This is a genomic window from Actinoplanes sp. NPDC051513 (assembly GCF_044454685.1).
GTDB lineage: Bacteria > Actinomycetota > Actinomycetes > Mycobacteriales > Micromonosporaceae > Actinoplanes.
The window spans coordinates 136,568-162,224 of the sequence record NZ_JBITDW010000015.1; the positions used below are offsets into that span (position 1 = coordinate 136,568).

Consider the following 25,657-nt stretch of genomic DNA (forward strand, 5'->3'; position numbering starts at 1 on the left):
CTCAAAGTTAGAGGAGGGCGCGCAACCGGCTGGCGAGCAGGTCGCCACGCACTCCCGAGTTGGGGCAGCCGCCGAAATGGTGCAGGGCGACGACCCGGTTGGTGGCGCGGGACAGCACCGGCGAGCCCGACGACCCGCCTTCGGTGTCGCAGTAGTACGCGACGTCGGAGTTCGCGGCGTACCCGGTGTACATCGGGTCGGCCACGGAGCAGTTGCCGGCCCGCTCGCCCAGCGAGCCGGCGATCCGGGTGGGCTCTCCGGCCGGGTGCTGCGGCACGTACAGCTCCTGGTTCTTGGCCGGGCGGGTGGTGTCGAGCTGGAGGTAGCCGAACTTCTTCACGGCGTTGAAGTTGTCGACGCTGAACAGCGTGTAGTCGTACGCGTGGTCGGTGGAGAGGACCTTCTCGCCCCAGACCTTGGTAGGCCGGAAGACGTCGTACCCGCCGCAGCTCGCGCACTGGTAGTTGAACCAGACCTCGGTGTCGTAGGCCTCGTTCGTGGTGGTGAAGCAGTGGTTGTTGGTGAGCATGCGGTTGTTGGGACCGACCCGCCAACCGGTGCACAGCTCGGTGCCGTTGATCAGAAGCCGGGCGATCGCCTTGGACTTGGTGTAGGCGACCGGGTCGGCCGAGCGGTAGCAGACGGCGTCGGCCGAGGTGTCGCTGCCGCAGACCGATTCCTCGCGGCCGGTGCGGCCGGGCGCGGTGAGCTGGTCCTCGGGCACTTTGGCCTGCTCGGTGCGGCTGAAGCCGCGGGCCACCCGATCCACGTCGACGCCGAGAGTGCCGAGCACCGAGCCGAGGCCCAGCACGTCGGCGGTGCGGTGCATCTCGACCACCGCGGTGTCGCCGGTGACCGACATCGCCCACTTGTCGACGGCGCCGCTCTCGAGCAGCTTCGGCGCGTCGTACCGGTAGGACTCCTTGCCGTCGGCGCTGGAGACGGTCAGGTAGTCGCCGGGCAGCATCGCCATCTTGCGGAAATGCAGCTTGACGTAGGAGGCGCCCGGGTAGCGGAAGGTCTCACGCTGCGGGCCCTTGCCCAGGTAGCCGAGCAGCCGGTCGACGCTGAGCAGCTCGCCGACGCGCTGCCGGCCGTCGTTCGCGGCAGCGGACTCGAGAGGCCCATGACGGCCCTTCTCGGCCTTGCCGGTGGGCGCGACGCTGCCGGCGGTCGCGGAGGGGGTGACTGCCTGGCCGGCGGTCGCCTGCGGCGCCGCGGTGGTCGGGGTTCCGGCCAGTCGTTCTTGTTCAGCGGCAACTTGCGTACGGGTGACAGCCGGCGCCTCGTGCCAGGTGCCCACCGGTCCGTTCCCGGTCGACCAAGCCGTCACGCCCGCCACCCCGGCCAGAACCAGGGCCGCGCACGCTCCGAGAGCGATGCCTGACTTCCGTCGCATCCTCAACCGCCATTCACGTCATATCAGGGGACATATGTGCTATTCCGGCGTTCTCGCACCTGTGTAACGAGCCACCTGCGGCCGCGACGCGCCACGGACACGGGCACACTTATCCGGTGCGCATCACGTCCGCCCTCATCGACCCGGCGTTGCTGGACCTGCCGTGGGGCATCCCGCTCGAGGAGTGGCCCGCCGACCACCTGGTCGCCCTGCCGCAGGGCATCTCGCGGCACATCGTCCGGTTCGTCAAGCTCAACGAGACGGTCTACGCCCTGAAGGAGACCCGCGAGCGGATCGCCGAAAAGGAGTACGACCTCCTGCGCGCGCTCGAGCGCATCGACTTCCCCGCGGTCGAGGCGGTGGCAACCGTCACCGACCGGCACGACGCCGACGGCGAGCCGCTCGAGACGATCCTGATCACCCGGCATCTGCAGTTCTCCTTGCCGTACCGTGCGCTCTTCTCCCACGTGCTGCGCCCCGAGACGCTCAACCGGCTGCTCGACGCGCTGGTGGCGCTGGTCGTCCGGATGCACCTGACCGGCTTCTCGTGGGGCGACTGCTCGCTGTCCAACACGCTGTTCCGGCGGGACGCGGGCGCGTTCGCGGCGTACCTGGTGGACGCCGAGACGGGCAACCTCTACCCGAAGCTCTCCGAGGGGCAGCGCAGCGAGGACATCGAGATCCTGCGGCTCAACATCTTCGGCGAGTGCCTCGACCTGCAGGCCGCCGAGCTGCTGCACGAGTCGATCGACCCCGAGGCGGTGGTCGACGACATCGTGGCCCGCTACGAGCGGCTGTGGCACGAGGTCACGTACGAGCAGGAGATCCGCCGGCCGGACGCGCGGCACAACATCGAGCGCCGGATCCGGCGGCTCAACGAGCTCGGCTTCGACGTCGCCGAGGTGGCCCTGTCCACGGTGGACGACGGCTATCGCGTACGCCCCAAGGTGGTCGACGCCGGCTATCACACTCGCCGCCTGCTGCGCCTGACCGGCCTCGACGCCGAGGAGAACCAGGCGCGTCAGCTGCTCAACGACCTCGACACCTACCGGGCGGAGAGCGACCTCACCGACGAGCAGCAGGCGGCACACCGCTGGCTCACCGAGGTCTTCGAGCCGGTGGTGCGGGCCGTTCCGGCGGGCATGCGCCGCAAGCTCGAGCCGCAGGAGATCTTCACCCAGGTCATCCAGCACAAGTGGCTGATGTCCGAGAAGGCCGGCCGTGACGTCGGCATGGCCGCGGCCGTGCAGTCCTATCTGACCGACGTCCTGGCCCGCAAGCCCGACGAGCAGGCCGTCCTCGGCGTCGAGGTCGGCTCATTGGCCGGCGGCGTCTAGCCCGTCTCTCTCACTGGCCGGCGGCGTCGAGCTGTTGCTCCACCGGGGTGGCCTCTTCGAGCAGGACGCGCAGGCCGCCCCGGCGCGCCACGACGACGACCTGATCGCCGGCCGCCAGCACCCGCCGCGGGTCGGGTGACCAGTCGACCCATTCCTCGCCGGCCGCCCGCATGCTGATCACCCGGGTGCTCCGCGGCCGGTCGAGGCTCGCCAGCGGCGAACCGTCCAATGCGGATCCGGCCAGCACCTGGACCGTTGCCACGAGCACCGCGTGCCGGTCGACCGGGATCGTCGCCAGCACCTCGCGGTCGAGCATCGAGGCCGCGAAGATCGGCGCGCAGAGCCGGGAGACGCTGCGCGAGATGTTGATGTTGAAGGCGTCGCCGACCCGGCGGGCGAAGTCGTCGTCGAACAGGCGCAGCACCACCCGGATGTCCGGGCGGGCGGCGCGGGCGTGCAGCGCGGCCTGAAGGTTGACTGCGTCGTCGGTGGAGAGCACCAGCAGCGCCCGGCACGTGTCGATCGACGCGGCCCGCAGGATCTCCTCGCGGGACGCGTCGCCGACGATCAGCGGCACGCCCAGTTCCTCGGCGACCCTGGCGCCGCGCGCGTCGGGCGCGCGGTCGATCGCCACCACGTCGATGCCGAGGTCGTTGAGCTGGCGTAGCACCCGGGTGCCGACGTTGCCGAGGCCGACCAGCACCACGTGGTCGGCGTGCAGGCCGAGGACCTCGCCGCGGTCGCGGGCCAGCCTGGTCTTGACCACCCCGTCGACGATCGCCGCGGTGATCAGCGGGATCAGCGCGACGCCGGCGATCGTGAGCACGACCTGCGCGGCCTGCGCGACCGGGTTGCGGTTGGGCTCCACATCGGACGAGCCGACCACGGTGAGCAGGGTCAGGTAGATCGACTCCCAGAAGCCCTGCACTCCGGTGCGGCGGGCGAGGATCGCGCCGGCGGCGACCATGACCACCACGGCGATGAGCACGGGGATCAGCAGCTTGCGGGTCATGCCGACCCGCATGGCACGGCGCAGCGACAGCCGCTTGTGGTGCCGCCGGCCGGAGCGGGCCAGGCGGCGGGTGGTCGCGTCCTCACCGGCCGAGCGGCCCACCGCCTCGGCCAGCACCAGGTCGCCGTCGAGGCGCTCGCCCGGGTCGGGCTCGGCCGGCAGCACCGCGATCTGTCCCTCGCCCGCGGGAGCGGTCAGCGTCAGCACCACCGAGCTCTCGGCCACGTCGCCGCGACGGGCGACGTAGAGCGTGCGGCCGGCATATCGGAAATGCGTCGGCGCGATGCCGCCGAGCGCCGCGGCGGCGAAGGCGGGCGCGGCCATGCCGGCGTCGGACAGCACGGCGCAGTCGGTGAACAGCCGGCGCACGCCCTGGGCGAGGCCGGTGGTGAACATGCGGATCACGAGCCGCAGATCGCCCTCGACCGCCCGGGCGCACAGCGCCGCATGCAAATTGATCATGTCGTCGGGCATGACCAGAGCGAGCGCGGCGGCGCCGGCGAGACCGGCCTCCATGAAGGTGCGCTCGTCGAGGCGGGCGGCTGTGATGACGCGCACGCCCCGGGCTTGGAGATCGTCGAACGCGGGGACGTCGGGCCGCAGGTCGGGCGGGACGATAACGGTGAGCCGCAACCGGCGACCGGAACTGATCAGTTCTTCGGCAAGAGTCCAGACCAGCGCGTCGGCGCCGCACACCAGGTAATGCGGCCGATCGTCGCCATTGCGGTCGCGCAGACGGGACACCAGCGACCGGCGCGGGATCTCTTTCGCCGGTTCCGTAGCCACGCTCGCGATCGTAGCCAGCCGGAACCCCTTCGCGGGGCCGCTCGTTGCCCCTTCCGACGCTATTCGTCCGAGTTTGCACAGTTGTCGCAATCCCGAATTGCCAGGAGGAGATCAGTGCGCAAGTGGTGGTACGCCGGAGCCGTCGTCGCGAGCGGGATGTTTCTGTTCGGTGTCGCCGCGCCCGCGCAGGCCGACCTGCTGCCCGGAACCGGAACGGCCGAACAGCAGGCGGACGAGCAACTCGCCCGCATCCTCGGGCAGAGCAACGGGATCAACATGGACAATCCGCTCCGCTACAGCACGCTGGGCACCACGCCGGTCGGCTCCACGCCGGTGCTCCAGTTCAAGGCCGGGCAGAACACGCCCGACCTCAACCCGGTGCTTCCCGGCGAGTCCACTCAGGATCACCGGGCCGGCGCGGTTCTCCCGGCCGCCGACGTGGTCGGGCCGCCGCGCCGGCTCCGCGACGGACTGCCGGTGCGAAACCTGAACATGCCGCAGACCTCGGTGGCGAACCTGCCGATGTTCCGCGGGCTGTTCGGCGGCCTGATGCCCGACGGTGACCTGTCCGGCGCGATGCAGCAGCCGACGCCGCGCCAGGCCGAGACCTTCGACGGCGGCATGCCGCTGCTCGGCGGGCTCGGCGGGCTGTTGCCGGTGAACGGGCTGCCCAAGACCGGCGACGGGCCGGACACGTCGGGCCTGCCGGCGGGCGGCATCGCGATCGTCCCGGGCGCGCCGACGTTCGGTCAGGCCCCGCTCAACCCGGCCGGCGCAACCAACCCGGCCGGCGCAACCAACCCGGCCGGCGCAACCAACCCGGCCGGCGCGACCAACCCGGCCGGCGCGGCGAACCCAGCCGGCGCTACCAACCCGGCCGGCCTGGCGGGCGCGGCGAACCCGGCCGGCGCGGGAGTGCAGATGCCGTCGGCCGGTCAGCCGAAGCCCGCCGCCGGGCAGAAGCCGGCCGCGGCCCCCGACGACCCGCGCCTGCACGAGGAGCCGGTCGACAACGACGCCACGGCGCCCCGCCGGGCCTTCACGCCCGACGGCCGACCGGTCGCCGGGATCGACGAGCAGTACCGGTAGTAGTGGGCGCGTGCCCACTTCAAGTGGGCACGCGCCCACTTACGACCGCGCAGGTTGCCGCCCCACGAGGCGCGGCAACCTGCGTTCTAGGCCGGCGACAGGCAAGCCTTGATCGCCGCCCGCAGCGAGGCCGCCGGGTCCGTGGGCACGTCCACCTGCCGCCATGCCACGTGCTGGTCCGGCCGCACCAGCAGACAGCCGGTCTCGCCGATCTCCGCGATCTCGGCCCAGGTGCCGTACAGGTCGGCGACTTCGCAGCCGGGACCGATCCGTAGCACCGTGAGCGGGATGCCGGCGTCCGCCGCGGCCTCCTGCCAGACCGCGCCGCGCGCCCGGGTCAGCAGCGTGAACCGCTCCGGCTCGCAAAGGTCGAGTGTGGACACCGTACGGCCGCGGTGGCCGACCCAGCAGTGCGGCACACGGGCGCCGGGGCGGCTGCTCACCTGGTAGTGGAGGACCGGGTCACGCTCGTACACAATCGGCGCCTCGCCCTCGTCGAGGACCGCGCTCGACGCGTACACCTGATTCATCTCCATGCCGTGCGCGTGATAGCTGAGATCCTTGGATCGCTTCGCGGCCGCGAAAGCGGCCCGGCGCCGCTCGCCGGCCTCGGAGTCGGCGAAGAGCTCGTCGAACTGCTCGAGCCGCTCCTTCGGCGGCGCCTTGGGGTCGATGCCGAGCGAGCGGATCACGTCCGGGTTCTGCCGCCAGCTCGCGATCGCGCGGTCGACCACCGCCTTGCCGATCGGGCGGCGCTCGGCGTCGTAGGTTTCCAGCAGCTCCGGCCCCGCGCCCCAGCGCAGCACCGCGGCGAGCTTCCATGCCAGGTTGAACGCGTCCTGAATGCAGGTGTTGCCGCCCAGGCCGTTCATCGGCGGGTGCCGGTGCACCGCGTCGCCGGCGCAGAAGACCTGGCCCGCGCTGTACCGCTCGGCCCAGACGTGGTTGATCCGCCACGGGTACGCGCCGGTCACCTCCACGTCGATCGTGTCGTCCTGGATGATCTCGCGGACCTGAGCGGTGAGCTGCTCATGACTGAGGTCGTAGGCGCTCTCGCCGAGGTGCACGAAGCCGATCACCCACTCGTGCCACGGCCGGACCATGCGGAGCATCGCGTTGCCGAGCGCGCCGTCCCGCCCCGGCTGGAGAATCCAGAAGATCGACCCCGGCCGGTCGGCAAAATACTTCGACAAATCGGCATTGAATCGTACGTTGAGCGCCGGCCCCATCCCCGGCTGCCCGCTCAACGGCAACCCGATCGCCTCGGCCACCGGGCTCTGCCCTCCGTCGGCGCCGATCACGTACCGCGAGCGCACCTTTGTCTCGAGACCGGTGACCAGGTCGCGAAGCGTCGTGGTGACGCCGTCATCGTCCTGCTCCAAGCCGACGAACGACGTGCCGAAGCGGGTCACCACGCCTCGCTTGGCCGCCTCGTCGATCAGGATCGGCTCGAACCGGTCCTGCGGCAGGTCGCAACCCTTCCCCGGGCTGGCCGCCAGGTATTCGCCGGCGCGGGCCGGGTCGTTGCCCCAGGTCCACATGCGACCGAACTCGAGCCCGTTGACCGCGGTCATCATCACGTGGTTGGCCATCAGCTCGCCCGGGGTGGCGGCGGCGGCGCAGGCCTCCTCGAGCCCGATCGAGCGCATCACCTCCATGGTCCGCTGGTTGATGATGTGCGCCCGCGGCGAGTCGGCGACCCATCGCCCGCGGCTGATCATCATGGTCCGGACGCCGTGCCGCGCCAGCATCACGGCGGCGCTCGCACCGGTCAGCCCGGCCCCGATGACCAGCACTTCCGTCTCGATAGGCTCCATCATCATCCCTCCCGCTCAGGTGAGATGATTATGTGTGCATAACTATCTGGAGGCAAGAGTGGATCCGCGGTTCGCCACGCTGGCCGATCTCGTCATCGACGTCGCCCGGGAGATCCGCATCCGCGGCGCCGTCCCCGGCCCCGGCGTCCCGCTCAATCAGACCCAGAGCCAGGTCATGCGCTACGTGCACGCGCATCCCGGCTGCAAGGCCTCCGAGATCGCCGACCGCACCGGGGTGAAGCGCGCCAACGTCAGCGCCGCCATCACCGAGCTGCGCGACCTGGGCTACCTCGTCTCCCGGCGCGACGAGCACGACGGCCGCGTGGTGCGCATCGAGGCCACCCCGCAGGCCGTCGACACCCTCGATCGCCTGCGCGCCAGCTGGTCCGGACTGCTCGCCCAGGCCTGGGGAGACGACGTCAGCGATCTGGACCCGGTGATCACCCGGATGGAGACGCTGCTGCGCGGCCTGGGCCGTTCGTGAGCCTCGGCATCGCCGGCCAGGCCGTCGTTCTGTTCGCCGTCACCAACGTCGACGACATCGTGGTGCTCGCCCTGTTCTTCGCCCAGGGCGCCGGACACCGCAGCACGACGCGGAACATCGCCGCCGGCCAGTACCTCGGCTTCGCCGCGATCCTCGCGGTGGCCGTGGCCGCCGCGTTCGGCGCCACCTTCCTGCCCGACGAGATCATCCCCTACCTCGGCCTGCTTCCGCTGGCCCTGGGCATCAAGTCCGCGGTCCAGGCCTGGCGGCGCCGCGCCGACCTCGGCGACGACGCGAAGACGGCGGACAAGGCGCCCGGGATCCTCGAGGTCGCCTCGGTGACTTTCGCCAACGGCGGCGACAACATCGGCGTGTACGTGCCGGTCTTCGCCACCGCGGGCGCCGCCGGCATGAGCGTCTACGTGGTCGTCTTCCTGGCGCTGGTCGCGGTGTGGGTGGCGGCCGGCCGGTTCTTCGCGACCCGGCCGGTGATCGCGAAGGCGCTCAGCCGGTGGGGGCACATCCTGCTGCCCATCGTGCTGATCGGCCTCGGCCTGCTCATCCTGGTCGAGGGCGGCGCCTTCGGGCTCTGACGACACCACCCCACCCTCGTGGGTCGGCTTGACACCACCCCGCCCTCGTGGGTGGGCTTGACACCACCCCGCCCTCGTGGGTGGGCTTGACACCACGCCGCCCTCGTGGGTGGGGTGGACGCCACGCCACCCCGCCCTCGTGGGTGGGGCCAGCAAAGCAGCCAGGTATGACAATTTTCCGCCGCCGTCCACAGCCGCCGGCGCTGTCTAGGAGTGCACTGAATAATCCGCGCGTCGTTATCCCGGGTTTGATCGGGTTTGATCGATAATAGGTAGATGCAAGGTCGTTCAGGTTCCGAGCCGGTGTTGATGGACACTGCGGCGCTGGTCGGGCATCTGGTGCCGGCGGGCAGTGTGTACGCGCTTTTGGCCGAGCATCGGCAGGTGTTGTTCCCGGACGGGATGTTCGCGGATCTGTTCCCGTCCGGGCGGGGCCGGCCGTCGCTGCCGGGCGCGGTGATCGCGTCGGTGCTGGTGCTGCAGACCTTGCAGGACTACTCGGATCCCGAGGCGGTCCAGGCGGTGCGGTGTGATTTGCGGTGGAAGGTGGCGTGTGGGCTGCCGATCGACCACGCGGGTTTCCACCCGACGACGTTGACGGTGTGGCGTAACCGGTTGCGGGCCTGCGAGCGGCCGGATCGGATCTTCGACGCGGTCCGGGAGGTCGTCGCGCAGACCGGCGTGTTGAAGGGCAAGACTCGCCGGGCTTTGGATTCGGTGGTGTTCCGACGACGCGGTCGCCACCCAGGACACGATCACCCAGTTGATCGCCGCGATGCGCCGGGTCCGGCGGGAGGTCCCCGGCGCCGCCGAGGTGATCGCGGAGCGCTGTCACGCGCATGACTGGGACGATCCGGGCAAGCCGCGGATCGCCTGGGACGACAAGAGTGCCCGCGACGTGCTGGTGTCGGCGCTGGTGGTCGACGCGCTCACCGTCATCGACGCGTTCGCCGGTGTCGAACTGGACGAACCGGCCGCTCAAGCGGTGGCCCTGCTGGCGCTGGTCGCCGGGCAGGACGTGGAGCCGGCCGAGGGCTCGGATGGCACCGACGGCCGGTGGCGCATCGCCCGCCGGGTCGCCCCGGAACGGGTGATCTCGACGGTGGATCCGCAGGCCCGGCACGTGCACAAGACCGTCCACCACCGCCAAGACGGGTTCAAAGGCCACGTGGTCATCGAGCCGGACACCGGCCTGTTCACCGGCGCTGATCTGACCGAGGCCGCCGGCGCGGACAACCACGAAGCGGTGGTCGGCCTGGGCCTGCTCGGCCAGGACCCCGGCATCACGCCCGGCCAGGAATGCGACGTTCTGGGTGACACCGCCTACGGCACCGGCGAGGCCCGCACCGCGCTGACCGAGGGGGGTCACACCGCGATCATCAAACCCGCGCCGCTGCGTCCCGCAGTGCCCGGCGGGTTCACCATCGACGACTTCACCGTCGACCAGACCGCCGGCACGGTGACCTGCCCGAACGGGCTGGTCCGCCGGCTCACCAGCAAACGCACCGCCACCTTCGGCGCCGGCTGCCGCGGCTGCCCCCTGCGCGCACGGTGCACCACCGCCAAGACCGGCCGGTCGATCAGCCTGCACCCACACGACCAGATCCTGCGCGCCGCCCGCCGCGAATGGGCCACCAACCCGGCCCTGCGCCACACCTACCGCCGGCACCGGCCCATGGTCGAACGCTCCATCGCCTGGCTGATCGGCCCGAAAGGCCGCTGCCGGAAACTGCGCTACCACGGCACCACCGCGAACGCCTGGTGGCTACGCACCCGCATCGCCGCCCTCAACCTGCGCCGACTGCTCAACCTCGGCCTCACCCACCAGCCCACCGGCTGGGCCCTGACCTGAACCACCCGGACCGGCACCACCCACCCGCCCGCATCCCGCCCTAAACCGCCCCAATGACGGGAAAGCCAAACTCGCAGTCCAGCCACACGCTGTGACCTACCGCCGCTCGACGGCCTCCTGAGACACCTTCCCCGTCACCCCAACCAAGACCCTCCCCGAAAACCGGGATTGTTCAGTGGTCTCCTAGCCGACCCGGTCGGGGACGCGGCGGCCCAGTGTCACGTTGACGGCGACCAGGGCGATCAGCAGGACCGACAGCAGCTCCAACGTGCCCGGGACGAGCGGGGTCAGCAGGGCCAGCACCGCTGCCGCCGGGAAGGCGGCCAGCATCGGGCCGCTCTGGTGCGGGCGGATGTGCAGCAGCCAGACGAAGAACAGATAGATCGCCACCGGTACGGCGATCGCGTAACCGGTCATCGCCGAGGAGATCTCGGCGTGGCCGGTGATGTGGTCGATCGAGACGCCGAGGCCGGCGCCGACCGCGGCGGCCGACGCGAAGATGAAGTAGTGGCCGTAGCCCCACAGGATCGACGTGCGCAGCGAGTTGAGCAGGTTGTGCGCCGAGCGGTCGAAGTAGAGCCACCAGAGCGCGAAGACGATCACCAGGCCGGCCACGGCCAGGCGGATCAGCCCGGCGACGTGCTCGCCCTCGTCGAGCGCGCCGCGGAAGGCGATCGTCGCAGCCGACACCGACTCGCCGAGCACGATGATGGTGAACAGGCCGTAGCGCTCGGCGATGTGGTGCGGGTGGTAGCTGGTCGGGCCGCCGGGGGCGCGCTCGGCCCAGATCGGCACGGCCAGCTCGAGGAGCACCAGCAGCACGAAGATCGGTACGACCGGCCACGACTCGGGAGCGGCCAGCCGCAGCAACCAGAGCACCTGGACCGCGGAAACGCCGACGGCGTAGCGCAGGGCGGTGTGGCGGCGCTGCGGATCGGACTTGGCGGCACGCAGCCACTGGGCGACCAGGGCCAGCCGCATGATCACGTACCCGATGGTGATGATCCGGAAGTCGGTCTGCTCGAACGCCGGGCTCACCCCGGCGGCGAGCACCAGCGCGCCGGCGATCTGGACGAATGTGGTGATCCGGTAGACGTCGTCGTCGGTGTCGTAGGCCGAGGCGAACCAGGTGAAGTTCATCCACGCCCACCAGATGGCGAAGAAGACCATCAGGTAGCCGCGGAGGCCGTCCAGCACGTGGTGGTCGGCGATGCTGTGGTGCAGCGGCGTGGCGGCCTGGGCCACGGCCACCACGAAGCAGAGGTCGAAGAAGAGCTCGAGCGGGGTGGAGACGCGGAACCGCTCGTCGGACGACCGGCCCACCATCGGCGTGAGGAACCGCCGCTTCGGTTGCTCAGACATCGGCCCCTCCGTCGATCAGATCCCAGTTGAGCAGCGTGAACGACGCTTCGTCGGTGGCGCCCGCCCGGCGGTAGGTGGCCAGCGCCGCGTCGTTGTCGACCTCGGTGCCGACCCACATGCCGTAGCAGCCGTTGCGGCGGGCGATCACGCCGAGTTCGGCCACCAGCCGCGCCCCGATGCCCTGGAGGCGGGCGGCCGGCGCGACGCCGAGCTCGTAGATGAACATTTCGGTGCCCTTGTCCGGATGGGTCATCTCGACACCTGAGATCATGCCGACCGCGCGGCCGCTCTCGTCGTACGCGAAAAGCAGATGATGCCCCGGTTGCGCGAGAAATAGCTCGGTGGCCGCCGGGATCGGCGGCGCATCAAAGAGGTCTGCCGCGGCGGACACCGCGTCGCAGCTCAAGATCCGTTCGATGCGCATGCGGAGCACTTTAAGCACCGTTGGTCACGGCCGGGTCATGCTCCCATCGCCTGGGCGATCGCGAGTTGTCCTGGTATGCCCGCCGAGATCGGAGCCGACGAGGCGATGGCGCTGCTCGTCGCGGTCTGCCAGGGTGCGATGCGGCCACGGGAGTGTCGTAGGCGGGTCGTAGCATGACGGGGCCGAGGCGGGTAGCTGAAGGGACAGCAGGGTGACCGACATCGACGGCTTCGTGCTCGGCGTCGACCTGGGCACCTCGCACACGGTCGCCATGCTGCGCCATCCCGACGGGCGCACCCGGCCGCTGCTGTTCGACGGCAAGCCGCTTCTGCCCTCGGCGGTCTATCTCGACACCACCGGCCGTCTGCACGTGGGCGCCGACGCGCTGCGCCTCGGTCAGGCCGAGCCCGGCCGGCTCGAGCCCAACCCCAAGCGCCACGTCGACGCCGGCTCGGTGCAGCTGGGCGAGACGACAATCGGGGTCGCCGACCTGTTCGCGGCCCTGCTCGGCGCGGTCGCCCGCGAGGCGGTCGCCACCGCCGGCCAGCTGCCGCCGGCGATCCTGACCCATCCGGCGGCCTGGGGCGCTCCCCGCCGCGCGGTGCTCACCGAGGCGCTCGGCAAGGCCGGGTGGCCGCCCGGGTCCCGGCTGGTCCCCGAGCCGGTCGCCGCCGCGCGCTACTTCGCCGGCGTGCTGCGCCGCCCGGTGCCGTCCGGCGCGTCGCTCGCGGTCTTCGACTTCGGCGGCGGCACGCTCGACGTGGCGGTGGTGCGCAACGACGGCCCCGGCGCGGGCGGGCGCCCGAGCTTCTCGGTGACGGCCTCGGGCGGCGCCGACGACCTCGGCGGCCTCGACTTCGACGCGGTGCTGGTCGAGCACCTCGGCAAGACGCTGGCCGGGGCCGAGCCCGAGGCGTGGCGGCGGCTGACCGAGCCGGTGACGCTCGCCGAGTGGCGAGCCCGCCGCCAGTTCTGGGAAGACGTGCGCGGCGCCAAGGAGATGCTGTCCCGCGGTTCGTTCGCCCCGGTCCCGGTGCCCGGCGTCGAGCACGCGGTACACCTGACCCGCGACGAGCTCGAGGCCGCGATCGACCCGCTGGTACGGCGCGGCGTGGCCGAGGCGGCCGCGGTGCTCAAGGCGGCCGGCCTGCGCGCGCCCGACCTGGCCGGGCTGTTCCTGGTGGGCGGCTCGTCGCGGGTGCCGATGGTGGCCCGGCTGCTGCACGCCGGGCTGGGCATCGCCCCGACCGTGCTCGAGCAGCCCGAGCTCCCCGTCGCCGAGGGCTCGATCCTCGCGTCCGGCTACTCCACGGCCAACGCCTCCTCGGGCGGCTTTCCCTCGGCAAAAGGCGCCGCGGCGGGCAGCAACGCAGCGACCCCCTCCCGCGCGCCGACGCTGCACGATTCAGCCCCTCCGATCACCGACACGCGAGCCGAGCCGGCAGCCACCCCCGGGTCGCCGACGCCAGTGCCGGCGGCACGCGAGCCCGAGCACGCGCCCGCGTCCGGGCCACCCGCGCACACGCCCGCATCCGGGCCACCCGCGCACACGCCGGCGTCAAGGCCGCCTGAGCACGCGCCCGCGGCGCGCCCATACGAGCGGCCGCCGGCAGCCCGCACTCCCGACGAGATCGCCGACGAGCGGCTGAAGTCTGAGCCCGTCGACCCCTGGGCGACCGGGGAAGCGGCTGCCCTCGCGGCCGCGGGCCACGTTGCGCCCCTCACCCCTGTCTCGCCGCCGCCCGGCCCGGTCTCCTCCCCGCCACCCGGCCCGGTCTCCTCGCCGCCGAGGTCGACCTCGCCGCCGCCGTTCGGTGCCCACCAGCAACCCGGCGTTCACCAGCAGCCCGGCGGTCACCAGACCGGGGTTCACCAGACCGGCGGTCACCAACAGCCGGGCGCCCACCACACCGGCTATCAGCAGGCCGGCAGCTGGTCCCCGGCCGGGCCACCGGCCCACCAGCAGGGCGTCGCCCGCCCCGGCTCGGCGCACGACCCGGCACCGCACGCTCAGCCCGGCGGCTGGGTCCCGGGCGCAACCACCCCCGAAGCGACCCCGGCGCGCCGGGGACTCCGCAAACGCCCCTACGCGATAATCGCCGCGGCCGTGGCTCTCACGCTCGCCGCAGGCAGCGCCCTGGCCTGGTATCTCTGGTCCGGAAACCGGGCCATCGACTACCGGCCGCTCAGCGAGCCCACCCGCGCCTCCGCCGTCGTCCCGGTCAGCTCCGAGTGGTCCGACGCCGAGATCCTCGGCGACCGGGTCTACTTCGCCAGCTCCGACAGCTCTACCGGCGCGGTCGGCGTCGTCGCGATGCGCCTGGGCGACACGAAGCCCCTCTGGTCCACCAGCACGGCGGCCGGCACGGCCAAGGGCGGCTGGAAATCGATGGTCGCGCTGCCCGTCGGCATCGCCCTGTTCAGCGAGACCAACTCCGACAACAGCACCCGCCGGCTCGTGGTGCTCGGCGCCGACGGCGGCGGCGCCGTGCTCTGGGAGCGCACCATCGGCAGCCAGGACGTCGTGCTCTTCGCCGGCGGCACCGCCGTGGTCGCCGACCGCGAGGGACACAAGCTGATCGGCCTGCGGCTCTCCGACGGCCGGCAGCGCTGGTCGCTCGACGACCCCAAGACCACCTACCCGACCGACACCAACGTGCTCGCGCTGACCACACCCAAAGACCTGAACGGGCCCGCCACGGTCTTCGGCCGCGCCTACCAGCCCGACCTCGCCGACGACCCGCGAATCGTGCAGATCGCCGCCGACAAGTCCGCCCGGGTCATCAACGCGGACACCGGCAAGGTCGTGGCCTCGCGGCAGAACGTGGCCGAGCCCAACGACGAGGTGGTCGCGCACAACGGGCGGCTCATCGTGCTCCGGCCCGACGACAAGCAGATCGTCGCGTACGACCTGGGCAAGTTCGGGGATTCGCCGGTGCTGTACGCGGTCCAGACGCCGAACAGCCAGATGAAGTACGTCGCGCCCTGCGGTGACGACCGCGTCTGCTTCGACGAGGAGGTCGGCTACGACGGCAAGACCGCCACCGTCGTGGCTCTCGACGTGGCCGACGGCAAGGAGCTGTGGCGCTACCCGCTGCCGAACACCGACACCCTGGTGCCCGTCGGCGAGTCCGTGCTGGTCACCACGACCAACTCCGAGATGACGCTGCTCGACTCGGCCGGCCACAAGATCTGGACGCACACCGGGGAGGCGGCCCGGCTCGACGCCGGCAACATCCTCGAGTTCTCGAAGCCGCTCAGCCGCTCCCCCGGCGAGACGGCGCTCTACGGCCGGCACATCGGCGACGACGCGGTCCCGCTCGGCTCGCTCATCGACGTGCGGGCCGACACCTGCTCCTGGGACAAATCGACGCTCGCCTGCGTCGCCGAGAAGGACTTCGTGCTCCAGACCTTCGCCAAGTAGGCGAAACGGGCGGCCCTCCCGAAGGAGGACCGCCCGCACTTCACCAAACTCAGATGCGCTGTCCGGTCTCGGCGTTGAAGACGTGGATGGCGGCCACCTGCGGCTTCACGTACACGGTCTCACCCATCGAGGGCATGTGCCGCCGGTCGGTGCGGACCACGAAGCGCTCCGAGCCATCTTCCAGGTCGGCGTGACCGTAGACGTTCGCGTCCGAGCCGAGGTCCTCGACCAGGTCCACGACGATCGGCAGCGCGCCCTCGGCCTCGGACACCAGATCGGCCGCCTCGGGGCGGAACCCGATCGTGACCTTGCCGCCGGTGTTCTGCGCCGCCGCGACCTGCTCGCGGGTCAGCGTCACCGCCATCGCGCCGAACTTCGCGCCCGACTCGGTCAGCGGAACGGTCTTGAGGTTCATGGCCGGGGAGCCCATGAAGCCCGCCACGAAGACGTTCCCGGGGGCGTCGTAGAGCGTCCGCGGGGTGTCCACCTGCTGGAGCACGCCGTCGAGCATGACCGCGACCCGGTGGCCCATGGTCATGGCCTCCACCTGGTCGTGCGTGACGTAGACGGTGGTGACGCCCAGCTTGGCCTGCAGCGTCGCGATCTGCGAACGGGTCTGAACACGGAGCTTGGCGTCGAGGTTCGACAGCGGCTCGTCCATGAGGAACACCTGCGGCTCGCGGACGATCGCCCGGCCCATCGCGACACGCTGGCGCTGGCCACCGGAAAGCGCCTTCGGCTTACGGGACAGGTACTCGTCGAGCTGCAGAAGAGCCGCCGCCTCCTTCACCCGCCGGTCGATCTCGGCCTTCGAGGTCTTGCGCAGCTTCAGCGCGAAGGCCATGTTCTCGTACACCGACATGTGCGGGTACAGCGCGTAGTTCTGGAAGACCATTGCGATGTCGCGGGACTTCGGCGGGAGGTTCGTGACGTCCTTGCCCTCGATCAGGATGCGGCCCTTGTCGACGTCCTCGAGGCCGGCCAGCATGCGCAGGCTCGTGGACTTGCCGCAACCGGAGGGGCCGACCAGAACCAGGAACTCGCCGTCGCCGACCTCGAGGTTGAGCTCGTTGACGGCGGGACGCTCAGACCCGGGATAGATCCGGGAAGCGTGGTCATAAGTGACGGTAGCCATGGTGAAGCGACTTCCTTTCCACCGGCAGGAACGTGCCGGACGATCCGAGTGGAGGAACAGCGCTGTAAACGTAAAGCTTTTTACGCCACCTGCCAAGGCGAGTCCCAAAGTGACGAGACGATATGCTGGCCCCCTCGCCTCCTTAGCTCAGCTGGCCAGAGCACCCGTCTTGTAAACGGGAGGTCGTCGGTTCGAGCCCGACAGGAGGCTCAAGCAAAGGTTTTCGGGTTGCTGACAACCCTGGGTGTTTCTCGTGGGTCTTGCTGGACGTGACTGACATGAAGCACGTAAGCGAGCAGGTTCAGAGCCACGAGCGCAAGCCGGGGCGCGGCCGGATGGTGTGGCGGGTCGGCGCGGGGGTCAGCTTCGCGGCCGCCGCGGTGGCCGCCGTGGCGGTTGCCACCAGCGGTAGTGGGACCCAGGCGCCGGTAGCCGGTAACGCCGCCGCGCTGCCGGCTACGGCTGGGACCGTTGCGCCTGCGCAGGAGACGCCGCTGGTTCAGCTCGTGGGGTACCTGAGCAAGGCCGAGCAGCCGAAGGGCGACGCGACGCTGCTGCTGCGCGACCAGGTCTACGACAACGGGCTCAAGGTCGACGTCTGGGACCTGCACGCGGACAACGGGACGTACTTCTTCGCCAAGAAGAAGAGCGGGCTGCCGGGACAAGTCAAGGGCGGGCACAAGCAGGCCGACGAAGCCGGGCGGATCAAGGCGGTTGCGGCGGCCAAGAAGGCGGCCAACGGCGATCTGAACGCGGCTCGCAAGGACATGGCCTGGGCGTACGTTCCGAAGAACCCCAAGGTCAAGCCGACGCTCGAGGGTCCGGGCGTGGTGCCACCCACGCCTACCGACGCCGCGATCCTCAAGAAGGTCAAGGGCGCCACCTTCCCCCAGCTCAACACGACCGACAACTGGGTCTGGAACAACTCGATGGACGCTCTGCGCGACGGCGCCGGCAGCCCGGCGGTACGCGCGGGCGTGCTGCGGCTGCTCGGGCAGATGCCCGAGGTCAAGGTGGCCAAGGGCACCTACCGGGGGCAGGCGGTGCTGAACCTGACCGCCGGCACGCCGGCCACCATGACCGCGGAGACGCTGACCGTCGACGCCGCGACCGGGCTGCCGATCAAGTACTCGAGCGACGGCGTGACCATCAACTACACGGTGACCCGCGTAACCCTCGCGGACGTGGCCAAGGGCAAGTTCTGATCCGAATCTGACCCGACGCCAGGCCGGCCGTCCGCCGGACCTGGCGTCGCGTCGTTGATCTTTGTATGAAGATCAAGGTCTACACCGTTGCGGCCGTGCTCGTGCTCGTTCCGGCGCCGGCCGCCGCGGCGTCGCCGTCCGAGTGGCCCCAGCCGGGCTACGGGCCGGGCAGCACGTACTACAACCCGAACGAGTCGAGGCTCAACGCCGGCACGATCGACCGGATCCGGGAACGCTGGAAACTCCCCGCGCACGGGCCGTCCCGGTGCGAGACCGGCGCCGATCCGGTGCTCGCCGGCGGGCGGCTCTTCACCACCGACCCGGGCGGCATCGGCGCCTACGACCCGGCCACCGGCGCCCGCCGCTGGCACCTCGGCCTGCCCCGGACCACCGTGCGGCGCCTCGCGATCGCCGACGGGCGGCTGCTGATGCTCTCCTCCGAGTGCGCGCTCCCGGCCGAATACGAAAGCCATCTCACCGCGTACGACCCGGCCACCGGGCGCCGGCTCTGGGCCGCGGGGCTGGCGAAGTTCAGCTATGACATGCGCATCGACCGGGGGACGATCGCGCTCGACAGCAACCAGGACGGGCTCGCCTCGACCATCGCGTACGGCGTGTCCGACGGACGTTTCCGATGGCTGCGGCGCGGCGATCGGGGCGACGGCCTGGTACCGGCGGGCGGCCGGGTGTTGCTGCGCGGCGCGGGCGGCGGCGCCATGGGTGTCTCGATCGCCGACGGACGGACGCTCTGGCGGACGAAGAACAACTGGTACGCCGTCGGCAGCGACCCCGCCGGGACCCGCTTCTACGTCGGCGGGCCCGGTCTGTCCGCGGTCGACGCCGCCACCGGCCGGGTGCTCTGGGCCAGCCCGCTGCAGGCCGCCGAGGTGACCTCCGACGGCCGGCATGTCTACTTCGCCCGGGCCCGCAGCGTCGAATGCCTGGACGCCGCGACCGGCCATAAGCTCTGGTCGATTCACCTGCACGGCGTCGCGGGACGGCCGGTTCGGGCCGGCGGGCTGCTCTACGCGGCGAACGCCGCGAACCCGGACGCCGCGAGCCCCACGAACCCGGACGCCGCGAGCCCCACGAACCCGGACGCCGCGAGCCCCGCGAACCCGGACGCCGTCGGGGCCGCCACGCTCGCGATCGTGGACGCCGCCACGGGCCGTCCGGAAAAATCCGGGATTTCGGGCAGCGTCGACCACCCAGCCGTCGTCGCCGGTGGACGGCTGTTCACCACCGACGGCGACGAGCTGCGTGCGTACTACTGACCGTACGTGCGACGCCGGGCCACCTCGGCCAGCGTCACGGCCGCCGCGACCGATGCGTTCAGCGACTCCACATCGGAGGCCATCGGGATACTCACCCGCAGGTCACAGGTTTCACCGACCAGGCGGGACAGCCCGCGACCCTCGGAGCCGACCACCACGATCAGCGGCCCGATCGCCGCCTCGAGCTGGTAGAGGTCGGTCTCGCCGTCGGCGTCGAGGCCGATCGCGGTGAAGCCGGCCTTCTGCGCCGTCTTGATCGCCCGGGTCAGGTTGACCACCTGGGAGACCGGGACCCGGGCCGCGGCGCCGGCGCTGGTGCGCCAGGCCGTGGCCGTGATGCCGGCCGCCCGGCGCTCGGTCATGAACACGCCCTGCCCGCCGAACGCGGCGACCGACCGGATCACCGCGCCCACGTTGCGCGGGTCGGTCACCCCGTCGAGCGCCACCAGCAGCGGGGCGGTCTGCTCGAGCGACGCGGCGATGAGGTCGTCGAAGTCCTCGTACGCGAAGGGCGGCACCTGAAGCCCGATGCCCTGGTGCAGCACGCCGCCGGTCATCCGGTCGAGCTCGTGGCGCCCGATCTCGAGGATCGGGATGCCACGGTCGCCCGCGGTACGCATGATCTCGGTGATCCGCTCGTCGATGTCGATGCCCTGCGCCACGTACAGCGCCGTGGCCGGCACCGCGGCACGCAGCGCCTCGACCACCGGGTTGCGGCCGAGCAGCAGCTCGGGCCCTTCCCGGGTGGGGTTGGAGCGACGACCGGGCGCGACCCGCGGCCCGCCGCGCCCGGGCAGCTTGCCGCCCGCCCGCTGCTGCTGCATCGGCCGGCCGGTGTTGCGCCCGCCGCGGCCCCACGTCGTGTCCTTGGAGCCGGGCATGCCGATCTTGGGCGCGCGGCCCTCGGCGGCCGCGGCCCGGCGCTCCTTGTCCTGCTTGCGGGCCGTCTTCTCGGGTAGCTTCTCGGTGCCCGAGTAGCCCTTGTGCCAGGGACGCTCGTCGGCCGGCAGGGTCTTGCCCCGGCCCTTGAGACCGGCCCTGTTCTTGCCGCCCGAGCCGGCGGCCGCGCCCTTCTTGGACACGACCCGCTTGCTCACATTTCGGGAATTACCCGGCATCAGTGCTCTCCTACCGTCCAGCGCGGCCCGGCCGGAGTGTCCTCCACCTGAATTCCCGCGTTCTTGAGCTGATCACGGACCGAGTCGGCAGCCGACCAGTCCTTCCGTGCCCGTGCCTGCGCCCGCTGCTCGAGCGCGAGCTTGACCAGCGAGTCGACCACCGGCTTGAGGTCGCTCTTGGTCTCGCCGCCGGCCCACGCGGGGTCGAGCGGGTCGAGCCCGAGCACACCCAGCATGGCTCGTACCGCGGTGAGCGCACCACGGATGCCGGTCTCGTCGCCGGCCGCGAGCGCCGTGTTGCCCTCGCGGATCGTGTCGTGCACGACGGCGAGCGCCGCCGACGTGTTGACGTCGTCGTTCATCGCCGCGGCGAACGCCGGCGGCACGTCCTTGGGGCGGCCGGGGCCGACCACCTCGGCGGCCCGCTGCACGAACCCCTCGATGCGCCGGTAGGCGACCGCGGCCTCGCGCAGCGCGTCGTCGGAGTAGTCGATGCGCGAGCGGTAGTGCGGGGTGCCCAGGTAGTAGCGAAGCTCGACCAGCCGGATGCCCATGGCCTGCACCGCCGCCGGGTCGATCACGTTGCCCAGCGATTTGCTCATCTTGGCCTCGCCGAGATTGAGCAGCGCGTGGTGCACCCAGTAGCGCGCGAACGGCAGTCCGGCCGAGCGGGACTGGGCGATCTCGTTCTCGTGGTGCGGGAAGGTCAGGTCGAGGCCGCCGCCGTGGATGTCGAACTCGTCGCCGAGGTAGCGCCGGGCCATCGCCGAGCACTCGATGTGCCAGCCGGGACGGCCACGGCCCCACGGCGAGGGCCAGGAGCCGTCGGCGGGCTCGTCGGCCTTGACGCCCTTCCACAATGCGAAGTCGCGGTAGTCGCGCTTGTCGGGCTCGCCGCCGTCGGTCGGCGGGCGCATGTCGTCGGGGTTCTGACCCGACAAAGCGCCATATTCGGCATACGACGGGACGTCGAAGTAGACATCACCGTTTCCGCCCGCGGCCGGGTAGGCGTGCCCGCGATCGATGAGCGAAGCGATCAACTCGTGCATCTCGGGGATGTGCCCGGTCGCGAGCGGCTCGTAGGTCGCGGGCAGAACGTTGAGCCCGCGGTAGTCGGCGTCGAGGACGAGACGGTTGGCGTACGCGATCGACCAGAACGGCCGCCCCGAGGCCGTCGCCTTGTCGAGGATCTTGTCATCGACGTCGGTGATGTTGCGGATGAAGGTGACGTCGTGGTTGGTATGCAGCAGCCAGCGCCGCAGCACGTCGTAGTTCACCGCGGAGCGCAGGTGCCCGATGTGCGGCGTGGACTGCACGGTGAGACCACACAGGTAGATCCCGACCTGACCGGGCGTCTTGGGCACGAAGTCCCGGACGGATCGGGTCGCGGTGTCGTACAAGCGGAGCGTCACCGTACAAGGGTAGCGAGCGCGGTCAGGGGCGGGTCATCCGGAGCACGTCGAGAGCCTCGTCCAGCTGCTGCTCGGTGAGGCGCCCCTCGGCCACGTGACCTCGCTCGATCACCAGCTCGCGAATGGTGCGCCCGGAGGCGAGGGCGGCCTTGGCGATCGCGGCGCCCTCCTCGTACCCGATGAAGCGGTTGAGGGGTGTGACGATCGACGGCGATCCCTCCGCGTACGCGAGCGCGACCTCGACGTTCGGCTCGAGGCCGGCCACGCATCGATCGGCGAGCAACCGGGACGCGGCGCCGAGCAGCCGGATCGACTCGAGCAGGTTGCGGGCCATCACCGGGAGCATGACGTTGAGCTCGAAGTCGCCCTGGGTGCCGGCGAACGCCACGGTCGCGTCGTTGCCGATGACCTGGGCCGCGACCTGCCGGACCGCCTCGGGGACCACCGGGTTGACCTTGCCGGGCATGATCGACGAGCCGGGCTGGAGATCGGGCAGGCGCAGCTCGCGCAGGCCGGCCCGCGGGCCCGAGCCCATCCAGCGGATGTCGTTGACGATCTTGTAGAGGCTCACCGCGATCGCGCGCAGCTGGCCGGACGCCTCGACCAGGCCGTCCCGCGCGCCCTGCGCCTCGAAGTGATTGCGCGCCTCGGTCACCGGCAGGCCGGTGCTCTCGCGCAGCCGCTCGATCACCGCGGGCGCGAAGCCGGGCGGCGTGTTGACGCCGGTTCCCACGGCGGTGCCGCCCAGCGGCAGTTCGGCCAGGCGGGGCAGCATGGCGTGGAGCCGTTCGACGCCGGCGGCGACCTGGGCCGCGTACCCGGAGAACTCCTGGCCGAGGGTGACCGGCGTCGCGTCCATCAGGTGCGTCCGCCCGCTCTTGACCACCGTCGCCCAGGAGTCGGCCTTCGTGGTCAGCGCCCCCTGCAGATGCTCGAGCGCCGGGATCAGCTGGTTCACGACGGCCTCGGTCGCCGCCAGGTGGATCGAGGAGGGGAACACGTCGTTGCTGGACTGCGAGGCGTTGACGTGGTCGTTCGGGTGCACCGGCCGGCCCAGTTCCCGGGACGCCAGCGTCGCGATGACCTCGTTGGCGTTCATGTTCGACGACGTGCCCGACCCGGTCTGGAAGACGTCGATCGGGAACTGGTCGTCGTAACCCCCGGCGGCCACATGCGCCGCTGCACGTGAAATCGCTTTGGCGAGATCGTCATCGAGTACGCCGAGAGCCGCGTTCACCTGCGCGGCGGCGCCCTTGATCTGCGCCAGGGCGGCGATGTGCCCGGGTTCGAGCCCTCGCCCCGAGATCGGGAAGTTCTCCACCGCCCGCTGCGTCTGCGCCCGCCACAGGGCGTCGGCCGGCACCCGGACCTCGCCCATCGTGTCCCGCTCGACCCGGTAGCCGCTCTGCTCGGTAGTCACCCCACCATCGTCCCTCGCCCGGCCGCGGGCCGCACTTGATCCTCACCACCGGCGAGCCGGCGCTCGCGCACCCACCGGCGAGGTTGTGCAGCGGCGCCCGGGCCCGGTCGGCGTCGCCGGTCAGTGCCCGCAGCCGCAGAGACGCCTGGGCCGACGCGACGCACTCGGCGAACCGGCCCACCGCCTCGTAGACGCCGGGCGGGCTGTTCGTATTGTGATGATCACTGTGGGTTGGACGTTGGCCGAGCCGGAACGTAACGTCGGCCGGGTTCGGACGTACCCGACGAGAAGGATCACCCCATGCGACGCGCCATCCTGGCCGCGATCGCCGGCAGCGCCCTGCTGACCGGCGCCGCCTGCGACAGCGACGCGAAGGCCGACCCCGAGGCGGCGGCGCCCACCCGCACCGCGGCCACCGCCGCGCCCAGCGCCTCGGCGGCGCCCGACTACTCGACCAGCACCAAGCTCGTCTGCGACAAGCTACAGACCCTGTACTCGATCGAGCTGCGCTCCTTCGGCACCGCGATGGGCAAGATGGTCACCTACAAGGAGAACAAGCGGACGGCCGACGCCGAGAAGGCCGAGACGAGCGCCGCCGGCCAGTTGAAGGCGGCCGCGACCAAAATCCGCAAGGAGACGGCCACGGCCCAGGACCCCGACTTCCAGGCGGCCGGCAAGGTGTCGGCCTCGAAGCTGGAGAGCAGCGCCACCGACCGCCGCTACTTCGACCGGGTGAAATCCCTGACCGATCTGAACAAGACGGTCCAGGCCCAGTTCAACGAGTGGCTGACCCCGGTAGCCGGCTACTGCGGCTAGCGGCGGCCGATCGCCAGCACGGGCTTGGTGACCTCGGCGAAGAAGTCGTTGCCCTTGTCGTCGACGACGATGAAGGCGGGGAAGTCCTCCACCTCGATCTTCCAGACCGCCTCCATGCCGAGCTCGGGGTACTCGAGCACCTCGACATGGCGGATGCAGTCCTGGGCCAGCCGCGCCGCCGGCCCGCCGATCGAGCCCAGGTAGAAGCCCCCGTGCGACTGGCAGGCCCGGGTCACCTGGGCCGAGCGGTTGCCCTTCGCGAGCATCACCAGGCTGCCGCCGGCGGCCTGGAACTGCTCGACGTACGCGTCCATGCGGCCGGCCGTGGTCGGGCCGAACGAGCCCGACGCGTAGCCCTCGGGAGTCTTCGCCGGACCGGCGTAATACACCGCATGGTCGCGCAGGTACTGCGGCATCGGCTCGCCGGCCGCCAGGCGCTCCGAGATCTTCGCGTGGGCGATGTCGCGCGCCACGACCAGCGGGCCGGTCAGCGACAGGCGGGTCTTCACCGGGTACTGCGACAGCTCGGCGCGGATCTCGGCCATCGGCCGGTTGAGGTCGACCTTCACGACCGGGCCCTCGTCGAGCTCGACGTCGGGCAGGAAGCGGGCCGGGTCGGCCTCGAGGCGCTCCAGCCACACGCCGGACGGCGTGATCTTCGCGAGCGCCTGGCGGTCGGCCGAGCAGGAGACGGCGATCGCGACCGGGCACGACGCGCCGTGGCGCGGGAGGCGGATGACGCGTACGTCGTGGCAGAAGTACCGCCCGCCGAACTGCGCGCCGATTCCGAAGTCGCGGGTCAGCTCGAGCACCGCCGCCTCGAGTTCGAGGTCGCGGAAGCCGTGCGCGGACATCGTGCCGTGCCGGGGCAGGTTGTCGAGGTACTTCGCGCTGGCCAGCTTGGCCGTCTTGAGCGCGTACTCGGCGCTCGTGCCGCCGATGACGACCGCCAGGTGGTAGGGCGGGCAGGCCGACGTACCGATCAGCCGCAGTTTCTCGTCGAGGAACTCCATCATGCGTGCGGGGTTCAGCAGCGCCTTGGTCTCCTGGTACAGGTAGCTCTTGTTGGCCGAGCCGCCGCCCTTGGCCATGAACAGGAACTTGTACGCGTCGGGCTGGCCGCCCGGGTCTTCGGCGTACAGCTCGATCTGGGCCGGCAGGTTGGAGCCGGTGTTCCGCTCGTCCCACATGGTGAGCGGCGCGAGCTGGGAGTAGCGCAGGTTGAGCCGGGTGTACGCCTGGTACACGCCCTGCGCGATGGCCTCCTCGTCGAGCCCGTCGGTGAGCACGTGCCGCCCGCGCTTGCCCATCACGATCGCGGTGCCGGTGTCCTGGCACATCGGCAGCACGCCGCCGGCCGCGATGTTCGCGTTGCGCAGCAGGTCGAGCGCGACGAACCGGTCGTTCGGCGACGCCTTGGGGTCGTCGATGATCGAGCGCAGCTGGGACAGGTGCGCCGGGCGCAGGAAGTGCGCGATGTCGTGCATCGCCTCGGCGGTGAGCTGGGTCATCACCGACGAGTCGACGGTGAGGAACCGCCGCCCGCCGGGGCCGTTGACCACGTCCACGCCCTCGTCCGTGACCAGTCGGTACTCGGTCAGGTCGTCGCCGATCGGCAACAGCGGCGAGTACGAGAATGCGGCGCCTCTGCTCATGACGGGCAAGCCTAGGACAGCGGCGCCCGGTCATGCGAACCGC

General features: G+C 71.1%; 18 protein-coding genes, 1 tRNA gene and 1 pseudogene. 10 read left to right on the top strand and 10 right to left on the bottom strand.

Translation table 11 applies throughout. The annotated features are described in order from the left end of the window. Positions 1–7 precede the first annotated feature (7 nt). Positions 8–1,333 (bottom strand): trypsin-like serine peptidase, encoded by a 1,326-nt coding sequence (locus tag ACIA5D_RS35175; protein WP_396034716.1) that lies wholly within the window; start codon positions 1,331–1,333, stop codon positions 8–10. A gap of 182 nt (positions 1,334–1,515) precedes the next feature. On the opposite strand from ACIA5D_RS35175, the gene ACIA5D_RS35180 reads away from it, so the two are divergent. Beyond that, positions 1,516–2,736: a DUF4032 domain-containing protein gene (locus ACIA5D_RS35180; RefSeq protein WP_396034717.1), complete on the top strand. Its 1,221-nt coding sequence runs from the start codon at positions 1,516–1,518 to the stop codon at positions 2,734–2,736. A 10-nt stretch (positions 2,737–2,746) separates the two neighbouring features. On the opposite strand, the gene ACIA5D_RS35185 is transcribed toward ACIA5D_RS35180, so the two are convergent. Then, positions 2,747–4,534, bottom strand: coding sequence for a potassium channel family protein (locus ACIA5D_RS35185; RefSeq protein ID WP_396034718.1), 1,788 nt, complete (start codon positions 4,532–4,534; stop codon positions 2,747–2,749). Between the two features lie 114 nt (positions 4,535–4,648). Here ACIA5D_RS35185 and ACIA5D_RS35190 point away from each other — a divergent pair, with 114 nt between their 5' ends. After that, on the top strand, positions 4,649–5,623 hold the full coding sequence (locus ACIA5D_RS35190) for a hypothetical protein (RefSeq protein WP_396034719.1): 975 nt from the start codon (positions 4,649–4,651) through the stop codon (positions 5,621–5,623). Between the two features lie 86 nt (positions 5,624–5,709). Here ACIA5D_RS35190 and ACIA5D_RS35195 read toward each other — a convergent pair whose 3' ends face one another. After that, positions 5,710–7,443 carry an FAD-dependent oxidoreductase gene (locus ACIA5D_RS35195; RefSeq protein WP_396034721.1) on the bottom strand — a complete coding sequence of 578 codons (1,734 nt, stop codon included), beginning with the start codon at positions 7,441–7,443 and terminating at the stop codon, positions 5,710–5,712. Positions 7,444–7,498: 55 nt separating this feature from the next. On the opposite strand from ACIA5D_RS35195, the gene ACIA5D_RS35200 reads away from it, so the two are divergent. The 3 genes and pseudogenes from ACIA5D_RS35200 (at position 7,499) to ACIA5D_RS35210 (ending at position 10,369) form a co-directional block, all read left to right on the top strand. After that, positions 7,499–7,924, top strand: a complete 426-nt coding sequence (locus tag ACIA5D_RS35200) for a MarR family winged helix-turn-helix transcriptional regulator (protein ID WP_396034722.1) — start codon at positions 7,499–7,501, stop codon at positions 7,922–7,924. Further along, entirely contained in the window at positions 7,921–8,517 is a 597-nt protein-coding gene (locus ACIA5D_RS35205; protein ID WP_396034723.1) for a cadmium resistance transporter, read from the top strand. The genes ACIA5D_RS35200 and ACIA5D_RS35205 overlap by 4 nt, the downstream gene beginning before the upstream one ends. Before the next feature lie 276 nt (positions 8,518–8,793). Then, positions 8,794–10,369: pseudogene (locus ACIA5D_RS35210) on the top strand (IS1182 family transposase). A 183-nt stretch (positions 10,370–10,552) separates the two neighbouring features. Here the strand turns inward: ACIA5D_RS35210 and ACIA5D_RS35215 are convergent. Together ACIA5D_RS35215 and ACIA5D_RS35220 are read right to left on the bottom strand one after the other, a co-directional pair. Next, a complete protein-coding gene (locus ACIA5D_RS35215; RefSeq protein WP_396034724.1) occupies positions 10,553–11,731 on the bottom strand; it encodes a low temperature requirement protein A in 1,179 nt (392 codons plus the stop codon). Beyond that, complete coding sequence (locus ACIA5D_RS35220) at positions 11,724–12,155, bottom strand: GNAT family N-acetyltransferase (RefSeq protein WP_396034725.1); 432 nt, start codon at positions 12,153–12,155, stop codon at positions 11,724–11,726. Before ACIA5D_RS35220 ends, ACIA5D_RS35215 begins: the two co-directional genes overlap by 8 nt. 211 nt (positions 12,156–12,366) lie before the next feature. On the opposite strand from ACIA5D_RS35220, the gene ACIA5D_RS35225 reads away from it, so the two are divergent. After that, entirely contained in the window at positions 12,367–15,579 is a 3,213-nt protein-coding gene (locus ACIA5D_RS35225) for an Hsp70 family protein (protein ID WP_396034726.1), read from the top strand. A gap of 49 nt (positions 15,580–15,628) precedes the next feature. On the opposite strand, the gene ACIA5D_RS35230 is transcribed toward ACIA5D_RS35225, so the two are convergent. Next, complete coding sequence (locus tag ACIA5D_RS35230) at positions 15,629–16,714, bottom strand: ABC transporter ATP-binding protein (protein ID WP_396034727.1); 1,086 nt, start codon at positions 16,712–16,714, stop codon at positions 15,629–15,631. 136 nt (positions 16,715–16,850) lie between these two features. Here ACIA5D_RS35230 and ACIA5D_RS35235 point away from each other — a divergent pair. The 3 genes from ACIA5D_RS35235 (at position 16,851) to ACIA5D_RS35245 (ending at position 19,193) form a co-directional block, all read left to right on the top strand. Continuing rightward, a tRNA-Thr gene (locus ACIA5D_RS35235) sits at positions 16,851–16,924 on the top strand. A gap of 68 nt (positions 16,925–16,992) precedes the next feature. After that, positions 16,993–17,919 (top strand): hypothetical protein, encoded by a 927-nt coding sequence (locus tag ACIA5D_RS35240; RefSeq protein ID WP_396034728.1) that lies wholly within the window; start codon positions 16,993–16,995, stop codon positions 17,917–17,919. A gap of 65 nt (positions 17,920–17,984) precedes the next feature. Further along, the gene (locus ACIA5D_RS35245; RefSeq protein ID WP_396034729.1) at positions 17,985–19,193 is read left to right on the top strand and encodes a PQQ-binding-like beta-propeller repeat protein; all 1,209 of its coding nucleotides are present in this window, start codon (positions 17,985–17,987) and stop codon (positions 19,191–19,193) included. On the opposite strand, the gene rlmB is transcribed toward ACIA5D_RS35245, so the two are convergent. Genes rlmB through ACIA5D_RS35260 form a run of 3 tightly spaced genes read right to left on the bottom strand, consistent with a single transcriptional unit; the run spans position 19,187 to position 23,101 of the window. Further along, the gene (gene rlmB / locus ACIA5D_RS35250; protein WP_396034730.1) at positions 19,187–20,311 is read right to left on the bottom strand and encodes a 23S rRNA (guanosine(2251)-2'-O)-methyltransferase RlmB; all 1,125 of its coding nucleotides are present in this window, start codon (positions 20,309–20,311) and stop codon (positions 19,187–19,189) included. The two genes, ACIA5D_RS35245 and rlmB, sit on opposite strands and share 7 nt — an antisense overlap. Next, on the bottom strand, positions 20,311–21,723 hold the full coding sequence (gene cysS / locus ACIA5D_RS35255) for a cysteine--tRNA ligase (RefSeq protein WP_396034731.1): 1,413 nt from the start codon (positions 21,721–21,723) through the stop codon (positions 20,311–20,313). The genes rlmB and cysS overlap by 1 nt, the downstream gene beginning before the upstream one ends. Positions 21,724–21,745: 22 nt before the next feature. After that, positions 21,746–23,101, bottom strand: a complete 1,356-nt coding sequence (locus tag ACIA5D_RS35260; RefSeq protein WP_396034774.1) for a class II fumarate hydratase — start codon at positions 23,099–23,101, stop codon at positions 21,746–21,748. Between the two features lie 342 nt (positions 23,102–23,443). Between ACIA5D_RS35260 and ACIA5D_RS35265 the strand changes: the two genes are divergently transcribed. Further along, a complete protein-coding gene (locus ACIA5D_RS35265) occupies positions 23,444–23,959 on the top strand; it encodes a hypothetical protein (RefSeq protein WP_396034733.1) in 516 nt (171 codons plus the stop codon). On the opposite strand, the gene ACIA5D_RS35270 is transcribed toward ACIA5D_RS35265, so the two are convergent. After that, on the bottom strand, positions 23,956–25,614 hold the full coding sequence (locus tag ACIA5D_RS35270) for a fumarate hydratase (RefSeq protein ID WP_396034734.1): 1,659 nt from the start codon (positions 25,612–25,614) through the stop codon (positions 23,956–23,958). The genes ACIA5D_RS35265 and ACIA5D_RS35270 overlap by 4 nt on opposite strands. Positions 25,615–25,657 lie beyond the last annotated feature (43 nt).